The sequence below is a fragment of the Glycomyces sp. MUSA5-2 genome, from assembly GCF_037034145.1.
GTDB lineage: Bacteria > Actinomycetota > Actinomycetes > Mycobacteriales > Micromonosporaceae > Glycomyces > Glycomyces artemisiae.
Genome location: NZ_JBAGKG010000003.1, coordinates 525,134 through 542,326, shown reverse-complemented (window position 1 = coordinate 542,326; position 17,193 = coordinate 525,134). Strand labels below are relative to the sequence as shown.

13 protein-coding genes are annotated in these 17,193 nt (G+C 72.0%); 2 read left to right on the top strand and 11 right to left on the bottom strand.

Annotated features, from left to right (window positions below; translation table 11 throughout):
• Nucleotides 1-4 precede the first annotated feature (4 nt).
• The 7 genes from WA640_RS12665 to WA640_RS12635 form a co-directional block, all read right to left on the bottom strand.
• Nucleotides 5-2,119 (bottom strand): serine/threonine protein kinase, encoded by a 2,115-nt coding sequence (locus WA640_RS12665; protein WP_335988029.1) that lies wholly within the window; start codon nt 2,117-2,119, stop codon nt 5-7.
• Entirely contained in the window at nt 2,116-4,476 is a 2,361-nt protein-coding gene (locus WA640_RS12660; protein WP_335988028.1) for an AfsR/SARP family transcriptional regulator, read from the bottom strand. The genes WA640_RS12665 and WA640_RS12660 overlap by 4 nt, the downstream gene beginning before the upstream one ends.
• Before the next feature lie 121 nt (nt 4,477-4,597).
• A complete protein-coding gene (locus WA640_RS12655) occupies nt 4,598-5,581 on the bottom strand; it encodes a LacI family DNA-binding transcriptional regulator (protein WP_335988027.1) in 984 nt (327 codons plus the stop codon).
• Nucleotides 5,582-5,639: 58 nt separating this feature from the next.
• Nucleotides 5,640-6,482, bottom strand: a complete 843-nt coding sequence (locus tag WA640_RS12650; protein ID WP_335988026.1) for a carbohydrate ABC transporter permease — start codon at nt 6,480-6,482, stop codon at nt 5,640-5,642.
• Entirely contained in the window at nt 6,479-7,375 is an 897-nt protein-coding gene (locus WA640_RS12645) for a carbohydrate ABC transporter permease (RefSeq protein ID WP_335988024.1), read from the bottom strand. The genes WA640_RS12650 and WA640_RS12645 overlap by 4 nt, the downstream gene beginning before the upstream one ends.
• 67 nt (nt 7,376-7,442) lie before the next feature.
• A complete protein-coding gene (locus WA640_RS12640) occupies nt 7,443-8,756 on the bottom strand; it encodes an ABC transporter substrate-binding protein (RefSeq protein WP_335988023.1) in 1,314 nt (437 codons plus the stop codon).
• Between the two features lie 20 nt (nt 8,757-8,776).
• Nucleotides 8,777-10,870 (bottom strand): glycoside hydrolase family 36 protein, encoded by a 2,094-nt coding sequence (locus tag WA640_RS12635; protein ID WP_335988022.1) that lies wholly within the window; start codon nt 10,868-10,870, stop codon nt 8,777-8,779.
• 207 nt (nt 10,871-11,077) lie between these two features.
• Between WA640_RS12635 and WA640_RS12630 the strand changes: the two genes are divergently transcribed.
• Both WA640_RS12630 and WA640_RS12625 read left to right on the top strand, forming a co-directional pair.
• Nucleotides 11,078-13,759, top strand: a complete 2,682-nt coding sequence (locus tag WA640_RS12630) for a hypothetical protein (RefSeq protein WP_335988020.1) — start codon at nt 11,078-11,080, stop codon at nt 13,757-13,759.
• Nucleotides 13,760-13,858: 99 nt separating this feature from the next.
• Nucleotides 13,859-15,052: an MFS transporter gene (locus WA640_RS12625; protein ID WP_335988019.1), complete on the top strand. Its 1,194-nt coding sequence runs from the start codon at nt 13,859-13,861 to the stop codon at nt 15,050-15,052.
• Between the two features lie 11 nt (nt 15,053-15,063).
• Here WA640_RS12625 and WA640_RS12620 read toward each other — a convergent pair whose 3' ends face one another.
• From WA640_RS12620 to WA640_RS12605, 4 genes are read right to left on the bottom strand one after another with little or no spacing between them, the layout of a single operon-like run.
• Nucleotides 15,064-15,534, bottom strand: a complete 471-nt coding sequence (locus WA640_RS12620) for a toxin-antitoxin system YwqK family antitoxin (RefSeq protein WP_335988018.1) — start codon at nt 15,532-15,534, stop codon at nt 15,064-15,066.
• Nucleotides 15,535-15,561: 27 nt separating this feature from the next.
• Nucleotides 15,562-16,329: a YwqJ-related putative deaminase gene (locus WA640_RS12615; RefSeq protein ID WP_106363460.1), complete on the bottom strand. Its 768-nt coding sequence runs from the start codon at nt 16,327-16,329 to the stop codon at nt 15,562-15,564.
• Nucleotides 16,322-16,816 (bottom strand): WXG100-like domain-containing protein, encoded by a 495-nt coding sequence (locus WA640_RS12610; RefSeq protein ID WP_106363461.1) that lies wholly within the window; start codon nt 16,814-16,816, stop codon nt 16,322-16,324. The genes WA640_RS12615 and WA640_RS12610 overlap by 8 nt, the downstream gene beginning before the upstream one ends.
• A gap of 12 nt (nt 16,817-16,828) precedes the next feature.
• Entirely contained in the window at nt 16,829-17,173 is a 345-nt protein-coding gene (locus WA640_RS12605; RefSeq protein ID WP_106363462.1) for a WXG100 family type VII secretion target, read from the bottom strand.
• Nucleotides 17,174-17,193 lie beyond the last annotated feature (20 nt).

The following is a 17,193-nucleotide window of genomic DNA, read 5'->3' as shown; positions in this document are numbered from 1 at the left end:
GGTGTCACAGCCAGGTGCGGGGGCGGTTGCGGTTGGCCTCGGTCACCAGCGCCCACCGCGTCAGCGGCGAGTCGCAGTTCGCGGCGATCCGCCGCAGCACCGCGTCGTAGGCCGTGGCCATCGCCGCGGCGGTGAGGGGCACGCCGTCGATGCGGCGCGACGGGTCCTCCAGGCCGGGGCCGATCACCGCCAGCGCGGCCCGCCACAGTTCGGCGCGGGCGAGGTCGGCCTGGAGGGCGTCGAGCCCTTCGAGGTTGGCGAGGTTCGCGCCCGCGGCCACGATCGCCTCCCAGTCGGGGCCGCGCCGCACCCGCTCGGCGACGAGCGCCTGCTGGGCGGCCCGGTACTGGCTGGAGGCGGCGGGGACGCCTTCGAGCGCGGTGAGGCGCACCGCGGAGTCGGCCGAGCAGCGGGCGACCCCGAATGCGGCGCTCGTGTAGGTGGGGTCGGTGCGGCGCACCTGCTCGTACTGCTTCGCGGCCTGGGCCAGGCCGGCCGGCGCGCCGTCCGCGGCGAGTTCGGTGCACACGGCGAGGGCGAGCATCGGCGCGAGCTCGCCGGGCAGGTGCGCGCGGACCTTCCGGAAGTGCCCGGCGGCGGCCTCGGGGTCGCGGCCGAGGTCGCGGACGCCGCGGTACCAGTCGAGCCGCCAGTCCACGCCGAACCGGGCGGCGGCCTCCGCGAAGAGCCGGTCGGTCTCGGGCGCGTCGGCCTCGATCGCCATGCGCAGCAGGGCGAGCCGTGACTCGTCGCTTTCGGGGAGGGACTCGGCGAGCTCGATGGCCCGGTCCGGGGGCTGCATCGCGATGGTCGCGAGCGCGGTGTACGCGGGGTCGGCGCGGTCGGCGAGCGGCACCGGCAGGACGGTGCGGGCGGCGGCGCCGCGGGCGGTCTCGAACACGGTGTCGGTGCGGTTCGCGAGCCCGGCCGCGAACGCGCCGCGCTCGACGCCGAACCGGTCGGAGGCGACCGGGGCGGGCCGCTCGCCCGCGTCGGCCAGGAGCTGTCTCAGCACGCCGTGGAGCTGGTCGGCCATCTCGTCGGCGGTGGCGAACCGCGCGTCGCGGTCGTGGTCGCAGGCGCGCTGGAGGAACCGGTAGAGCGACTCGTTGAAGTTCGGCGGGCGCTCGGGCAGCGGGGTCTCCTGGACCTCGTCGCCGACGAGCTGCGCGGCGGGGAACCCGAGCGCGAGCACGGCGAGGGTGCGGCCGACGGTGTACAGGTCCGAGACCGCGTCGGGCAGGTGCTCGCGCTCGATCTCGGGGGCCTGGTAGCCGCGGGAGCCGTAGATCGAGCCGCCCGCGAAGTTGATGCGGCGCATCGCGCCGAGGTCGATGATGGTGAGGCGGTCCCCCGACTGGATGACGTTGCCGGGCTTGAGGTCGCAGTAGACGAGCTGGTAGCCGTGGAGGTACGCGAAGGCGTCGAGGATCTGGAGCGCGAACCCGGCGGCGGTGATCGGGGCGACGGCGTGGCGGCCGAGGCGCGCGGGGTGGGCGCGGTCGCCGAGCGAGCGGCCGCGCACGTAGTCCATGACGAGGTAGTCGTACTCGGCGCCGTCGGGGAAGCGGTGCTTGACGGAGTTGTGGATGTCGACGATGTTGGGGTGCTTGACGGTCACGAGGTAGCGGCGCTCGGCCTCGACGATCGCCTGGGCGGCGGGGTCGGCGGGGTCGAGGAGCCCTTTGAGCACCACGTCGTTGTCGAGGTTGCGGTCGTGGGCGACGTAGATGCCGCCGAAGCCGCCGTGGGCGATGCAGCCCTTGACCTCGTACTGCCCGGCGACGACGTCGCCCGCTTGCAGGTAGTTGGTGAAGTCGAACGGCTCGGCGCACTCCTCGCACAGGCCGACGAGCGGGCCGGACCGGCCGTCGCTGGTGAAGCCGACGCGGTGGTTCTTGCGGCAGCGGCGCTGGCTGTCGGGCGGGACCGGGTCGATGAACACGGTCGCGAGTTCATTGGTGTCCGCGTCGTCGAAGGGCGGGAACAGGTCGTCGGCGGGCGGGGGCGGCGCGGCGGGCGCGTCGCGGTGGTGGCCGCATTCGTCGCAGTGGCCGCGTTCGTCGAAGACGCCGGTGCCCTCGCCGGGGCAGTCGTCTCGGAGGCAGTACTCAGTCATGGGGCCGCTCCCTCGCGCGCTGAGTGGGGGCGCAGGTCGTCGAGGTGGGTGCTGATGAGTGTGGCACGCAGGCCCCGGGACCGGTCCCGGTCGACGGCGCGGGCCGCGAGCAGGACGGCCTCGGCCGCCGCGAAGTCGCCGAGTCCTTTGTGGGTGTCGGCGAGGGAGAGGGACGCGGTGACGACGCCGTCCCAGGCGCCGCCCGCTCGGGCGGCGGCGACGGCCGCTTCGAGGACGGGGAGGGCCTCGCGGTGGCGGCCGAGCCGGGCGAGCGCGCCTCCGAGGTTGGCGCGGGCGGTGCCGATCCGGTCGCCGCCGGGGGTGCGGTCCAGGAGCGCGAGGGTGCGGCGGCCGAAGTCGGCGGCGGTCGCGGGGTCGCCTGCGGCGTAGGCCGCGACGACGACGAGGTTGCAGTGGCGGGCGCGCTCGACGGGGCCGAGGTCGGCGGTGGCCGCGGCGGCCCGCTCGCCGAGGCGGGCGAGTTCCGCGGGGCGGTGGCCGCGCTGCGCGTAGGCGCACAGGACGCTGGCGAGGCGGGAGGCGTTGGGGTGCTCCCACCAGGCTTCGTATGCGGCGGTGAGGAACTCGTAGTCGGCGGTGGGCGCGTCGCGGCGGTGGTAGTGGGCGATGATCCGGTCGCGGACCAGGTCGCGGTCGGCGGCGGGGAGTTCGCGGGCGGCGAGGTCGGCGGCGTAGTCGGCGACGAGCGCGTGGGCCTCGTACCGGTCGTCGGCGTGCAGGAGCCAGCGGGAGTCGACGAGGTCGGCGAGGAGCCGCTGCGGGTCGTCTCCGGCGCGGCGGGCCAGCGCGAGGGCGAGGTGCGCGGGGACGCCGGGCCCGGGCAGGGGCGCGAGGGTGAGGTAGAGGCGCCGCTGGGGTGCGCCGAGGCGCTGGAAGGACTCGTCGAGGACGGTCTGGAGGCCGGTGCGGCCGGCGGCGCGGTGGCGGCCGGTGGGCGCGGGGTCGCCGAGGAGGTCGGCGGCGATGCTCAAGGCGAGGGGCAGGCCGCCGCAGCGGGCGATGAGGGGCGCGAGCGAGGCGGTGGCGGCCGGGGACGGGGCGGTGCCGATGCGGCGCAGGAGGAGCGCTTCGGCTTCGGCGGTGTCCATGCCGTCGAGTTCGAGGGCGTCGATGTCGCTGCGGGCCTCGACCCGCTCCATGGGGTTGCGGGCGGTGACGATGGTGAAGGCGCCGCCGGTGCCGGGCAGGAGGGGCAGGACCTGGTCGGCGTCGCGGGCGTCGTCGAGGAAGACGAGGAGCCGCCGCCCGGCGGCGTAGGCGCGGAAGTCGGCGGCGGCCTGGGCGGGGTCGTCGGGGATCGCGGCGGCGGGGAAGCCGAGGTCGCGCATGAAGCCGTGGAGGACCGTGAGGGGGTCGGCGGGGCGGGTGGTGCCGCGCAGGTCGGCGAAGAGCTGCCCGTCGGGGAAGTCCGCGTGCCTGCGGTGGGCCCAGGCGAGGCCGAGGGCGGTTTTGCCGATGCCCGCGGGGCCGGAGACGACGACGCCGGAGGCGCGGCGGACGCGGCTGCGGTCGAGGCGCCGGAGGGCGGCGGTGCGGCCGGTGAAGTCGGGGACGGCGGGGTGGAGCTGGTGCGGCCCTGGGGGATGCGGCCCGGGGGCCGGGGGCGGGGGTTCGCCGGAGGCGATGCGGCCCAGGAGGTCGCGGAGTTCGGGCGCGGGCCGCTCTGCGCGGGCGGCGAGGCGGGCTTCGAGCTCCTCGTAGGCCTGCTTGGCGTCGCTGTCGCGTCCGGCGGCGGCGAGCGCGGCCATGAGGCGGCGGACGGCGTCCTGGTCGAGGGGGCGGTCGCGGACCGCTTCGCGGGCCTCGCGGATGAGGGTGTCGTGGCGGCCGAGGCGGAGCATCGCGCCGAAGCGGGCTTCGGCGATCTCGGCCTTGAATTCGAGGAGCCTGGCGGCTTCGGCGTCGATGTAGGGGCCGGTCAGGCCCGAGAGGGGGCGGCCGCGCCAGCGGGCCAGCGCGGCGTCGAAGAGCGCGGCCGCGGGCTCGTCCTCGCCGAACCGCACGTGGACCAGGGCGTCCTGGACGTCGCGGCGGACGGCCCCGATGTCGGTCTCGCCGGGCCGGACCGCGAGCCGGTGGCTGGTGCCGCTGCGGGTGAACGCGGCGGTGCCGTCGCCGGGGAGGGCCCGCCGCAGACCGTCCACAAGCGAGGTGATGCGCTCATCGGCGGCGGGCGTTAAAGTCCCGCCCCACAGCTCCCCCGCGATGACGTCGACCGGGACGGGCCGCTCTTCGGCGAGCAGCAGCATCCCGAGCAGGCGCTCCTGCAATGCGTTGAGCTGCACCGCGCCCGCGGGCGCGCTGATCCGCAGCGGTCCGAGGACGGCGAATCGCATTGACGTGCTCCGGAATCGAATAGGGGTACGCGAATTTCCGTATCCGGCAAGCGTACTAGAGGCCGAAGCTCCGCCGCCGCCCCCGACTGGAAGCTCACCGGGACGGGCGACGGCCCGCTCCTCACGCGGCGGCGCGTCGTCCGGGGTTCGGGGCGGCGGTGCTTTCTCTGAGGATGAGCTTGGGGCGTTCGGTCGAGTGGCGGCGGTCGTCGGTGCCGTTGACGGCGTTGAGGAGGAGCTGGAAGCCGCGGCGGCCGAGGGTGGCGAAGTCCTGGCGGGCGGTGGTGAGGGGCGGGCTCCAGAGTTCGGCGAGGGGGTTGTCGTCGAAGCCGGCGACGGAGATGTCGTCGGGGACGCGCAGGCCCGCTTCGGTGATGCCGCGCATGACGCCCATGGCGATCTCGTCGTTGCCGCAGAAGACGGCCGTGACGGCGGGGTCGGCGGCGAGGGCGCGGCCGATCGGGATGCCGCTCTTGGGGTCCCAGGTCGCGTCGATCAGCGGCGGGATGTCCGCGCCCGCGCGGCGCAGGGCGCGGCGCCAGCCGGTCGTGCGGCCGTCCACTTTGCGCGAGGGCGGGACGCGGACGTGGTGGACGGTGGCGTGGCCCAGGCCCAGGAGGTACTCGGTGAGCTCGTCGGCCGCGGCGGCCTCGTCGAGGACCGCCTGGGCGGTGTTCGGCTCGCGGACGCCGGAGAGGGCGACCACAGGGAGGTGCGGGGGGATCTTGCCGAGGGCCGCGACGCCGGGCGGGTCGAACTTGAGGACCGCGACGCCCGCGAGCGGCTGGGTCAGCGTCGCCTCGATGGCCTGGTCCACTTCGTCGGCGGACTCCACGACGGTGATCATCACCGTGTAGCCCTCGGCGCGCGCGGCGATCTCGATGCCGCGGATCGTCTCCGCATAGCCGTACCGGGAGGTGTTCCCCGCGATGATCGCGATCGTCTGCGGCTTGCGCGAGACGAGCGCGCGCGCCGCCGCGCTCGGCCGGTAGCCGAGGTCGGCGATGGCGGCCTCGACGAGCTCGCGCTTGGCCGGGCTGACCCGCGCCGCGCCCGTGAGGACGCGGGACACGGTCGGGACGGACACGCCCGCGCGGGCTGCCACATCCGAGATCGTCGGGTTCCCGGCCCTGTTCATGTCACCGTCCCGCTCGTGCCCTGCTTCATTTCACCGCTCCGCTGGTGATGCCGGAGATGATCCTGCGCTGGGCGACCATGAACGTGATCAGCAAGGGCAGGCTCATGAGGATGATATAGGCGAAGATCAGGTGCCAGTTCTGGAGATACAGACCGGCGCTGGCGACCTGGTAGAGGTTGAGCGGGAGCGTGTCGATGCGGCCGCCGATGACGAACAGCGCGTAGAACACGTCGTTCCAGATGTACAGGCAGATCAGGATCGTCGCCGTAGCGAGCACGGGCCGCAGCAGCGGCAGGATGATCCGGATGAACACGCGCACCGGCCCGGCGCCGTCGACGCGGGCGGCCTCTTCGAGCTCGTGCGGGATGGTGCGCACGAAGCCGGTGACGAAGAAGATCACCGTGGACAGGTACATGCCCATGTAGACGCCGATCATGCCGAGCGCGGTCCCGGCGAGGCCGAGCTGGCGCAGCAGGAGCACGATCGTGACGACCGCGGGCGGCAGCACGATCCCGGAGATGCCGAGCGCGTAGATCGCCGCGGTGAGGCGCCCGCCGCGGCGGCCGAGGATCCACGCGGCCATCGAGCCGAGGACGAGGACGCCGACCACGGACGGGACCATGACGAGGAGGCTCCCGAAGAACGCCGAGAGCATGCGGCCGTCGGTGAACACGGTCGAGAAGTTCTCCCACAGGTGCCACTGCGAGGGCGCGGACAGGTTCGGGTCGAGGGCCTCGCCCTGGTCCTTCCCGGCGGTGGCGACGACGAGCCAGAACGGGACGCCGAGGACGGCCGCGGCGACGAGGATCGCGGCGATCGGCTGGCCGAGGCGGCGCCTGGGGGCGCGGCGGGCTGACAGGGCGGTCACAGGACGTCCTCTCGCTTGCGGAGGTACCGGATCACGGGGAACGCGAGGATCGCGACCATGAGGAACAGGACCAGGCTCATGGTCGTGGCCTGCGCGAACAGGCCCTGCCCGAAGGTCCGGAAGATGAAGATGTTGAGCAGCTCGGTGGTCCCGCCGGGGCCGCCCTCGGTGGTGGCCTGGACGATGTCGAAGCCGTTCATGGAGCCGAGGAGCGCGGTCGCGACGTTGAACGTCACGGCGGGCGCCAGGAGCGGGAACCTGATGGCGCGGAACATGGTCCAGCGGCTCGCGCCGTCGAGGCGGGCCGCTTCGAGCACGTCCTCATTGATCGTCTTGAGCCCGGCGAGGTAGATGAGCATCGACAGGCCCATCCACTTCCAGGCGTGGACGATCGCGACGACCACGATGGTCCAGGTCGTGGAGCCGAGCCACGGGATCGACACGTCGGTGCCGGTGAGCCAGCCGAGGATGCCGTTCAGGGCCCCGTCGGGTTTGAGGAGCGCCTGGAAGATGTAGCCGACCGCCAGCGCGGACATGACCACCGGGATGAAGAACGCGACGCGCACGGCCCGGTTGACGGCGGTGTCGCGTTCGAGGAGCAGCGCCAAGCCGAGGCCGAAGAGGTTCTGGAAGAGGGCCACCAGGACCGCGTAGACGAGGGTGACCTTGAGGGAGTTAAGGAGCGTCCCGTTGGAGAACAGGGAAACGAAGTTGTCGGTCCCGGCGAAGTTGATGGCGCTCTTGAAGCTCGACCAGTCCGTGAACGCGTACACGAAGTTGAACAGGGTCGGGACGAAGAAGAACACGACCAGGACGGCCAGGGCCGGGATGAGGAACCACAAGGGGTGGTCGCGGTGCCGGGAGCGCGGGACTCCGAGGGCGTTCGAGCTCATGTGTCTGCCTTTCAAGCCGAGGTGCGGGGGCGCCGGCCATGCCTGCCGGCGCCCCCTCGGGGGCGGTCTAGAAGCCCTCGGCGCCTTGGGCCTTGGCCAGTTCCGCGAACTGGGCCTGGGTGGCCTCGGCGACCTCGGTCGGGGTCTTGGTGCCTTGGATCATGTCGGCCAGGTAGAGGTACAGGTCGGGGTTGGCGATGGCGAGGGCCTGCATGGACCCGGCGGCGTCGCCGACGGACTCGGAGACGGACAGGAGCGCTTCGGGGACGTCGGCGGGCGTCTCGACGCCGGGCTGGAGCGAGACCGTGGACTGGGCGTTCACGAAGTCGCCGTAGCCGTCGCCGAGCCAGTAGGACAGGAGCTGGCGGGCGGCGGACTCGCGGTCGGCGTCGCCGGTCTTGAAGGCGACGAGCGCGTTCGACTGGTCGGGGATGAACGTGCCGGTGTTGCCGGACGGGGAGATCGGGAAGAACCCGATCTTCTGGTTCAGCTCCTCGGTGTCGGCGAGGGACTGGAGCTGGCCGAAGAACGAGTTGACCTGCATGACCATCGCGGCGTCGCCGTCGAGCAGGGCCGCGCCCTGGTCCTCGAAGGTGGCGGTCTTGATGTCCTCGTTGAACAGGCCCTCGTCGATCAGGGACTTGTAGGTGTCGATGGCGCCCTGGATGGTCGGGTCGGTGAAGGATTCTTCTCCGGCGTTGACGCGGTCCCAGAGGCCGTCCTCGGCGGCGTCGGCGAGCTGGACCTGGACCCACCACTGGGTGGCCCAGCGGTCGGCGCCCATCTCGTAGAACGGGGTGGTGCCTTCGGCCTTGAGGTCGCGGGCGAGCTGGATGAAGGAGTCCCAGTCGGTGGGGAGGTCGGTGACGCCGTTGGCGGCGAAGACCTCCTTGTTGTAGTAGACGCCTTCGACGGCGGGCGTGGTGATGAGCGCGGCGTAGCGGGTGTCGTCGAGGATGCCGGTGATGTCGCGCAGCGCCGGGTCGTAGAAGTCGAGCCAGGGGGCGCCTTCCAGGGACTGGAGGTTCTGGGAGGCGTTGAGGGCGGTGAGCTGGGAGGCGGTGGGCTGCCAGAACGCGAGGTCGGGCTTGTCGCCGGTGGCGACCTTGGTCTGGACGCCCTGCTCGTAGGGGTCGGGGATGGTGACCACTTCGACTTCGGCGCCGGTGAGCTCCTCGAAGCCCGCGATGACGCTGTCGGGCACGGTGTTCGAGTTCTGGGCGGCCCAGATGGTGAGGGTGGTGCCGGAGAGGTCGGCGTCCTGCGCGGGCCAGTCGGCGGGTCCGGCGTCCGAGTCCCCGGCGCCGGGGTCGGAGCACCCGGCGAGGGCCACGGCGGCCGCGGCGGCCAGCGCGAGTGTGCTGCGGAACCTGTTCTTCATTGAATCGCTCCTTGTCGCGGTTACTTCGAGGTGGTGAGGCGCAGGGTGCGGGCGCCGACGGGGGCGCCGTCGCTGCGCACGGTGAGGGTGCCGGTGGCGGCGTCCCAGTCGGTCTTCCATTCGGGCAGGGCCGCGGGGAAGACCGTGGTGACGTGGACGTCGCGTCCGGCGAGGTGCGGGAAGTGCAGTTCGGTGGCGGCGGGGCCGCCGCGGCGCCACACGGAGACGAGGTCGCCTCCGGGTGCGGTGAGGCCCAGGGCGGTCCAGGGGTCGGTCCAGCCGGGCAGGCCCGCGGGCCAGTGGGGGGTGCTCGCGGCGATGTCAGTGCGGAGGGTCTTGGCGGCGGCGATGGCCTCGGCGACGACGGTGCGCTGGGCGTCGGTCATCTCGTTGAGGTGCCCGGAGACGTAGTAGCGGCCGAGGAGGCCGGTGACGAGGCAGAACGCGGCCTCTTCCTCGTTCATGCCGGGCTGGGGGTAGGCCCAGCTGGCGGCCTGTTCGGGGAGGAGGGCGATCGGCGCGGCGGCGGCGATCGGCGGGTACTTGGTGAACTCCTGCTGGTCGGAGGTGGACTGCATGGCGAGGCGGGAGAGGACGGCGAAGTCCATGCGCATGGCGCCGGAGGAGCAGTTCTCGACGACGAGGCCGGGGTGGCGGTCGAGGACGCCGTCGAGCCAGGCGAGGTGGGCGCGGTTGTGCTCCAGGAGGCCGTCGCCGACGCTGTCGGCGTCGCGGTCGGTGCCGGGGCCGGGGTTGATGTTGTAGTCGAACTTGAAGAAGCCGATGCCGAACTCGGCGACGAGGCGGTCGACGACGCCGTCGAGGTGGTTGATGGCGGCGGGGTGGCGCAGGTCGAGGTGGTAGCGCTGGTGTTCGGCGATGCGCTGGCCGTGGCGCTGGAGGAACGCCTCGGGCGGGAGGCGGTCGGCCATGGGGCTGTTGACGCCGATGACCTCGGGTTCGAGCCAGAGGCCGGGGACCATGCCGTGGCCGCGGACGGCGTCGATGACTTCGCCGAGGCCGCCGGGGAAGCGGGTGGTGGAGGGGCGCCATTCGCCCACGGAGGGCCACCAGTCGCCGGAGTCGTCGTACCAGCCGGCGTCGATGCAGAAGATCTCGGCGCCGACGTTCGCGGCGGCTGCGATGAGCGGGAGGAGCTTCGCGGTGGTGGGGTCGCCGTTGAGGGTGTTCATGTAGTCGTTGAAGACCACGGGCATGGCGGCGTTGTCGGGGTGGGGGCGGCGGGCGGCGCGGCGGAAGGCGGTGAGGGCGGCGACCGCTCCGGTGAAGTCGTCTCCGGCGGTGATGGCGGCGGGGACGGTGGTGAAGGATTCGCCGGGGTGGAGGACGCGGGTCCAGGAGTGGTCGGTGTCGGTGGGCCCGGAGAGGCTGACGTAGCCGCCGCGGAGGTCTTCGCCGAGTTCCCAGCGCCAGGCGCCGTTGTGCTCGATCTGCCAGGCGAAGGCGAGGCCGTCGGTCTCCACGCCCGCGACGGGGAGGTGGTGGCCGGTGGACCAGGTGCCGTCGGAGGTCGCGGACCAGTGGCCGCGGGGGTCGTGGTCCCCTCCGGCGAGTTCGGTGGACAGGCGCGGGAAGTCGTTGCCGCGCAGGGGGGTGCGGGCCCAGCGGCCTTCGCCGAACCAGTCGCTGACGCCGTTGACGCGGTGCCAGGCGGCGAAGTCGTCGTCATGGTCGCCGCCGCCGGTCCGGGTGAAGCCCATGGTCCAGGTGGCGACGGAGCGCAGGACCTGGACGGTGTCGGCGGTGATCGTGGTGCGGGCGCGGATCGCGCCGTCGGCGGCGTCGAGGAGTTCGATCGCGGTGGTGGCGTGCAGGCCCTCGGCGGCCTGCTCGATCGTGAGGACGCGGCCGGCGGCGGTGCGGGTCTCGGCGTGCCCGGTGTGGCGCAGCAGTTCGCCGAGCCGGGTGTGGGCGAGGCGGTCGGCGGCGGGGCGGTGGCCGGAGGCGGCGGTCGCGACCTCGACGAGCGGGAGCGCGTGGAGGCCGGTGGCGCGGTCGCCGCGGACGATCCCGGCGACGCGCACCGGCGCGTCCTCCCCCCACTCGAACCGGAGTGCGAGTCGGCTACTGCCCCAAGTGAACTGCTCGGCCACGATGCCCCTTGTCCTGGTGTTCGGCGCAGGCGTCCGCGGTCCGGACGCCTGATATCGATTTCAATCGGTACCGTAACGCGTCCTGATATCGATTTCAAATCTTGTCTTGAAATCGTTATCAGATTTCGGTACGGTCGGGCCGTCAGTCGAAGATCGACCCCTGTCAATGACGACAATGAGAAGAGGAACCACACGATGAGGAGACCGATGGCAACTGTCGCTGCCGCAGCGGTCGCCGCGACGGCCGTGACCGGCCTGTCCGGAACGCCCGCCAGCGCCGCGGAGACCGAGGTGCTCGCGGTGGACTTCGCCCAGCGCACCGGCGAGTTCCGCGGCGGCGCCTCCGGCACGCTCTACGGGTTCGGCGACGAGGGCGCCCCCACCCAGGCCGTCATCAACGGCGCCCACATCACCAACTCGTCGCAGAAGGCCCCCTACGGGACCCAGCACCCCTCGGGCGACGCGATCAAGATCGAGGACGGCTTCTTCGACAAGCACGGCCAGGACCTGTACATCTACGTGCAGGACTACTACCCCGAGTGGCCGTACAACGGCGGGAAGCGCCCCGGCGACGACCGCACCTACGACCAGGCCACCGGCGCCTACACCGAGGAGCCCAACGGCGTCTGGGACTTCCTCGAAGTCACCGAGTTCGTGGCCGAGGCCGTCGCCACCGACTCCGACCGCCCCCAGGACTACGTGTTCATCCCCTACAACGAGCCCGACGGCGGCAACTGGTACCCCGACTGGGCGAACCAGAAGGACCAGTTCCTCGCCGACTGGCAGGCCACCTACGAGAAGATCCAGGAGGTCTGGGACCGCCACGGCCTCGGCCACGCCCGCATCGGCGGCCCCGGCGACACCCGCTGGCAGCCCCAGCGGTCAGAGGACCTCCTCCGGTTCGCCAAGGAGCACGGGTCCCTGCCGGACATCTTCATCTGGCACGAGCTGGGCATCGACAACCTGGCGACCTACCGGCAGAACTTCGCCGACTACCGGGCGCTCGAACAGGAGCTGGGCCTCGACCCGATCCCGGTCAACATCACCGAGTACGGGATGCTCCGCGACATGGGCGTGCCCGGCCAGCTCGTCCAGTGGTTCGCGATGTTCGAGGACACCAAGGTGGACGCGCAGGTCGCGTACTGGAACTACGCCGGGAACCTCTCCGACAACTCGGCCCGCCCCAACGGCGCGAACGCCGGGTGGTGGATGTTCAAGTGGTACGGCGACCTCGAAGGCTCCGAGACCGTGGCCGTCACCCCGCCCGAGCTGAACGCCGTGGACACCCTCCAGGGCATCGGCGCGATCGACGAGGCGAACAAGCGCGCCACGGTCCTGTTCGGCGGCACCGGGAACGACGTGACCCTGGACCTGAGCGGCCTCGACCGGTCCATCTTCGGGAGCAAGGTGGACATCGAGGTCCGCGAAGCGGCGCTCAACGGCGCCGAAGGGCTGACCGACACCCCGCGGGTGGTCAAGGCCCTCGACGGCGTCGAACTCGGCGACGGCGCCCTGAGCCTCGACGTGCCGGTGTACGACCGGTACGCCGGATACCAGGTGGTCATCACCCCCGACGGCGCCCGCGACGTCGAGGCCGGCGCCGCGGCCCAGCCGTGGACCGCCTCGGTCGAGGCCGAGCACCTGGACCTCACCGACGCCACCGTCTACACCCAGGACCCGCAGGCCAACGGCGGCTGGAAGTTCCTCGCCTCCGGCGGCCAGGACGTGGGCTCGTTCAACCAGGCGACCTCCCGCGCCGACTGGACCGTCGAGGTCCCCGCGGACGGGACCTACCGGCTCCAGGTCGTCGGCGGCGCGCCCGGCGTCCCCGGCCGCCACGCGCTGTTCGTCGACGACACCGCCTCCGGCACGATCCAGTACGCCGCGGACCTCGCGCTCAACGCCAACAGCCGCTGGCAGTACCGCGGCAGCGCCGAGGTCCTCGTGGACCTCACCGCGGGTGAACACCTCCTCTCGATCCGCTCCAGTGAGGACGGCGCCACCGTACTCCCGAACTCCGACATCACCCTGGACAAGGTCTCGCTGACCTCGGTCACCGAGGAGTCCACGGTGTACCCGGCCACCACGTTCCGGCTGGAGGACGGCGCGGTCCTGAACTGGGCCAACGGGAGCGACCGCGGCTCGGCGAAGCTCCGGGGCGAGGGCCGCGGCGACCTGTACGCCAACGCGATGGAGACCGGCTACTACGACCTCGCCGTCGACTGGTCCTCCGCGAAGGCGTCCTCGGTCGAACTCGTCGTCAACGGCGAGCCGACCGCGGAGCTCACGTCGGCCCGCAAGGGCAAGTGGCGCTCCAGCGCCACCGTGCACCTCGTCGAGGGGATCAACGAGATCGAGCTGCGCTCCCCCGACGGCGCGACGGTCCAGTCGCTGACCACGGTCCGCAACCGGGCCGCCGATGCGTCCGCGGTGTCGATCGAGGCCGAGGACGCCGTCCTGCTGGGCTCGGCGGCGGTCACGGACCTCGCCGAGTCGACCGGCTCCAACGCCTCCGGCATGGCCTACGTCGGCTGGGTCGGCAGCGGCGCGGCCAACGCGATCGAACTCCCCCGCGACGGCTTCGCCGCGCCCGGCGACTACGACGTCACCGTGTACTACGCCAACGCCGAGCTGTCGGGCGACCACGACTACAACCCGCAGGTCGTGGACCGGCTCCTCCAGGCCACCGAGGCCGGCACCGAGGTCGGCCACGCCTACTTCCGGTACACGTACTCGTGGGACAGCTTCTCCCAGCGGTCCTTCCCGGTCGCGCTGGCGACCGCGGACCAGCCCCTGCGCCTCGGCAACCCCGACGCATGGGCCCCGAACCTCGACCGGATCGTCATCTCCCCCAGAGTGATCGGCGACCCGACCACCGCGAGGCGCTAATGGACGCGGGCCTCGGCGGAAGTCGGGGCCCGCACCCGTATGACCCCGGCCACGCCGCCTTGACCCTGACATAGGTGTCAAGGTTGGAGGCTTCCGGTCATGACCGCAACCCGAGTCGACACTCCGCCCGTCCGGCAGACCCTCCCGGTCGTGCCGCTCCTGGCCCTCGCCACCGCCGCGTTCATGGCGATCGTCACCGAAGCGCTCCCGGCCGGCGTCCTCCCCGAGATGGCCGCCGACCTCCGCGTCAGCGAGGCCGCCGCCGGGCAGACCCTCACCGTCTACGCCATCGCCACCGGCGTCTCGGCGATCCCGGTCATGGCCGCCACCGCCGCCTGGCACCGGAGGCGCCTCCTCCTGGCCGCGGCCCTGACGTTCGCCGTCGCGAACCTCGTCACCGCCGTCTCCGACTCGTACGCGCTCACCATGGCCCTGCGCCTCGCCGCGGGCGTCGCCGCCGCGGTCGTGTGGGCCGAGCTCGTCGCCTACGCCCGCAGGCTCGCCCCGCCGCACCTCCAGGGCCGCGCCATCGCCTTCACCATGGCGGGCGTGCCGCTCGCGCTCTCCCTCGGCATCCCCTTGGGCACCTTCATGGGCGACCTCCTCGGCTGGCGCCTCACGTTCGGGCTCGTCGCCGCCGTCTCCGCGCTCCTGGCGATCTGGATCCGCGCCTCCGTCCCCGAGTTCCCGGGCCGGAAGGCCGGGAAGCGCGAGCCGATCCTCGCCGCGCTCAGGCTCCCCGGGGTCGTCCCGGTCCTGTTCACCGTCGCGGCCTACGTCCTCGCGCACAACATCCTGTACACCTACATCGCGACGTTCCTGGACGCCAACGGCATGAACGCGCGGCGCGAGACCGTCCTGCTCGTGTTCGGCGTCGCCTCGGCGGTGAGCATCGTCGTCACCGGGACGCTCGTCGACCGGCGCCTGCGGGTCCTCACGGTCGCCAGTGCGGGGCTGTTCCTCGTCGCGGCGGCGGCGCTCACGGCCTGGGCGGATCAGCCCGCGCCGCTGTTCGCCGCGGTCGTCCTGTGGGGGCTGGGCTGGGGCGGCGTGCCGACGCTCCTCCAGACGGCGGTCAACGACGCGGGCGGCGACAGGGGCCAGGCGCTCCTGGTGACGACCTGGAACTCCTCGATGGCCGCGGGCGGGGCCGTCGGCGGCCTCATGATCGGCCTCCTCGGGCCCGGCTCGTTCCCTTGGGGCGCCCTGGTCCTCATGGCCCCGGTCGCGGCGGTGGTAGTCGGCGCCCGCGCCCACGGGTTCCCCGCGAAGCGGCCCGGAGCGGGCGCGTGAGGGGCCCGGGGTCAGTGCCGGTTCAGGTCCGCGGCGTACTCGGGGCCGAGGAGCGGCGGCATCGGGACGTCGGCGCGCATCATCTCCAGCGACCTCACGACTCCCGGGGTGAGCTCGGTGCGATCGGTGGACAGGACGGTGCGCCCGTCGACGTCGAACCGGACGGTCCAGATCGCGACCCCGTACTCGTACCCGGTGGCGTTCGCCAGGGTGCCGTCGGGCCTGAACCGCCGGGTGATGCCGTGCAGGGTGTTGCGCTGGTACCACTCCTCGAAGACCAGGTCTCCGTCGGGAGAGAGCTCGCCGCTGGGGCCTTCGAGCACGCCGTCGCGGAAGCCCTGGAACTCGTAGTTGCCGCTCGGGACCGTCTCGCCGAGGAATCCGGTGAACCGCTCGGAGCCGTGCCAGTACACCTGGTCGAGGTCGAGGCGGAGCGACTGCTCCGGCACGGTCGCCCCGACGGGGTCGTAATGCGGTCTCACCAGTCCCACCTTAGCGTCGTCATCACTCTAGAGGCCCGTCTTGCCGGTGCGGTGCTTCTTGTTGCCCTGCTCGTCCTTGTCCCAGCCGGCGTCGGCGCCGTCGACGCCGTCGATCATCTGCGTGCACTGGGGGCAGCACGGCATGAAGTCCTTGTTGGAGGGGTTGGCATTGTCGACCATGAAGTCGTCGAGCTTCGGCTTGTCGCGCCGCTCCCCTTTGGCGTAGTCCGTCTCGGCGTCCAGGAGGGCTTCGTTGGTGGCCCGGGTCTCGGAGTGCGTGCCCGGCTCGCCGTGGTCCTTCTGGTTGGGCTCGTACTGCTTCCAGGTCCCGCCGTCGCCCTTCTTGTACTCGTCGTACCGGTCCTTCAGGATCGGGTGGAGCCCGTCGGGGTCCTCAAGGACCTTCCCCTTGGTGTTGTGGTTGTAGTAGACCCGGCCCGACTCGCGGTCCCAGACCGCGCTCATGCACGGGCGGCGCTGGGCGCCGGACCAGAACGTCGTCGGGTCGCGCCCGTCCGACACCTCGTCGATCTTGTCGTGCAGCGCCTCGCGCAGCCGCTGGCGGTCGAGGTCCTTGTCGCCGCTCGGCGTCATGTGGTTCGGGCCGCGCTTCAGGGGCGGGTCCAGGTTCGGGAACGTCTCGGGCCCCTTGGACTTCTTGCCGCCGCCCTGGGCCTGGCGGACCTTCTTCTGCGCTTCTTTGAACGACTTGGGGTCGTTGAGGAGCTTGGTGAGGATGCCCGCGCCGCCGTCGCGGTCGCTGTTCTTCCTGCCTCCGACGACGCTCCTACCCATTGAGGACCCTCCCGATGGCCATGTCGAGCAGCTGCTCGATGATGATCCCGGCGATCTCCTTGAAGATGGGGATCTGCGCGAGGGAGGCGCCGAAGGTGACCGGCGCGGTAGCGATGGCCCAGGCGATCTGGACCGCGAGGATCGCGAGCTGCACGATGATCTGGATCTTCAGAGCGAGCACGATCCCGGCCATCACCGTCAGGGCGATGTTGACCTTGTTCGCCGGGTCCCCAGCGTCGGCGAGGTTGGACGCGGAGGACTCCTCGCCCTCCCACTCGGTCTGGAACGCGTCGATGTGGGCGCCGGTGTTGTTCTCGACGACGGTGCGGGCGGCGACCTGGAGCGACTCGATCTTGGCGTCCAGCTGGTCGGCCATGGCGGTCCACTCGCCGCCGAGCTTGAACATCGACTCCTCGTCGGACTCGGGCCATTCGTATCCTAGGACGCCGAGGAGCGTGATGAGCTCCGAGGGCAGTTGCATTCCCATGCGAGCGGGCTCCTAAGCGGACTGGGCCGGGCCGGACTGGAGGTCGCCCTGGAGCTTGGAGAAGACCGCGGCGATCTCGTCGTCCGAGACCTCGTGGTCGTCGGCCATGTCCCGCAGGGCCTGCGAGATGGTGGTCAGGTCCTCGATGTTGGTGGTGAAGCACCCGTCGGCGGCGTCCATGAGCACCTGGTGGCCGATGCCCCCCGCGGTGCCGATGATGTCGCCGCCGAACGCGTCGGCGTACTGCTCGACGGAGGCGGTGAACTGGTCGTAGAGCGCCTGCACTTCTTCGATGCCCGCGTCGAGCTGGTCAGCCGCTTGGCGAATGGTCTCCGGGGAGACGTTGAAGCCGCCCATGGTCACCGACCTCCGTGTAG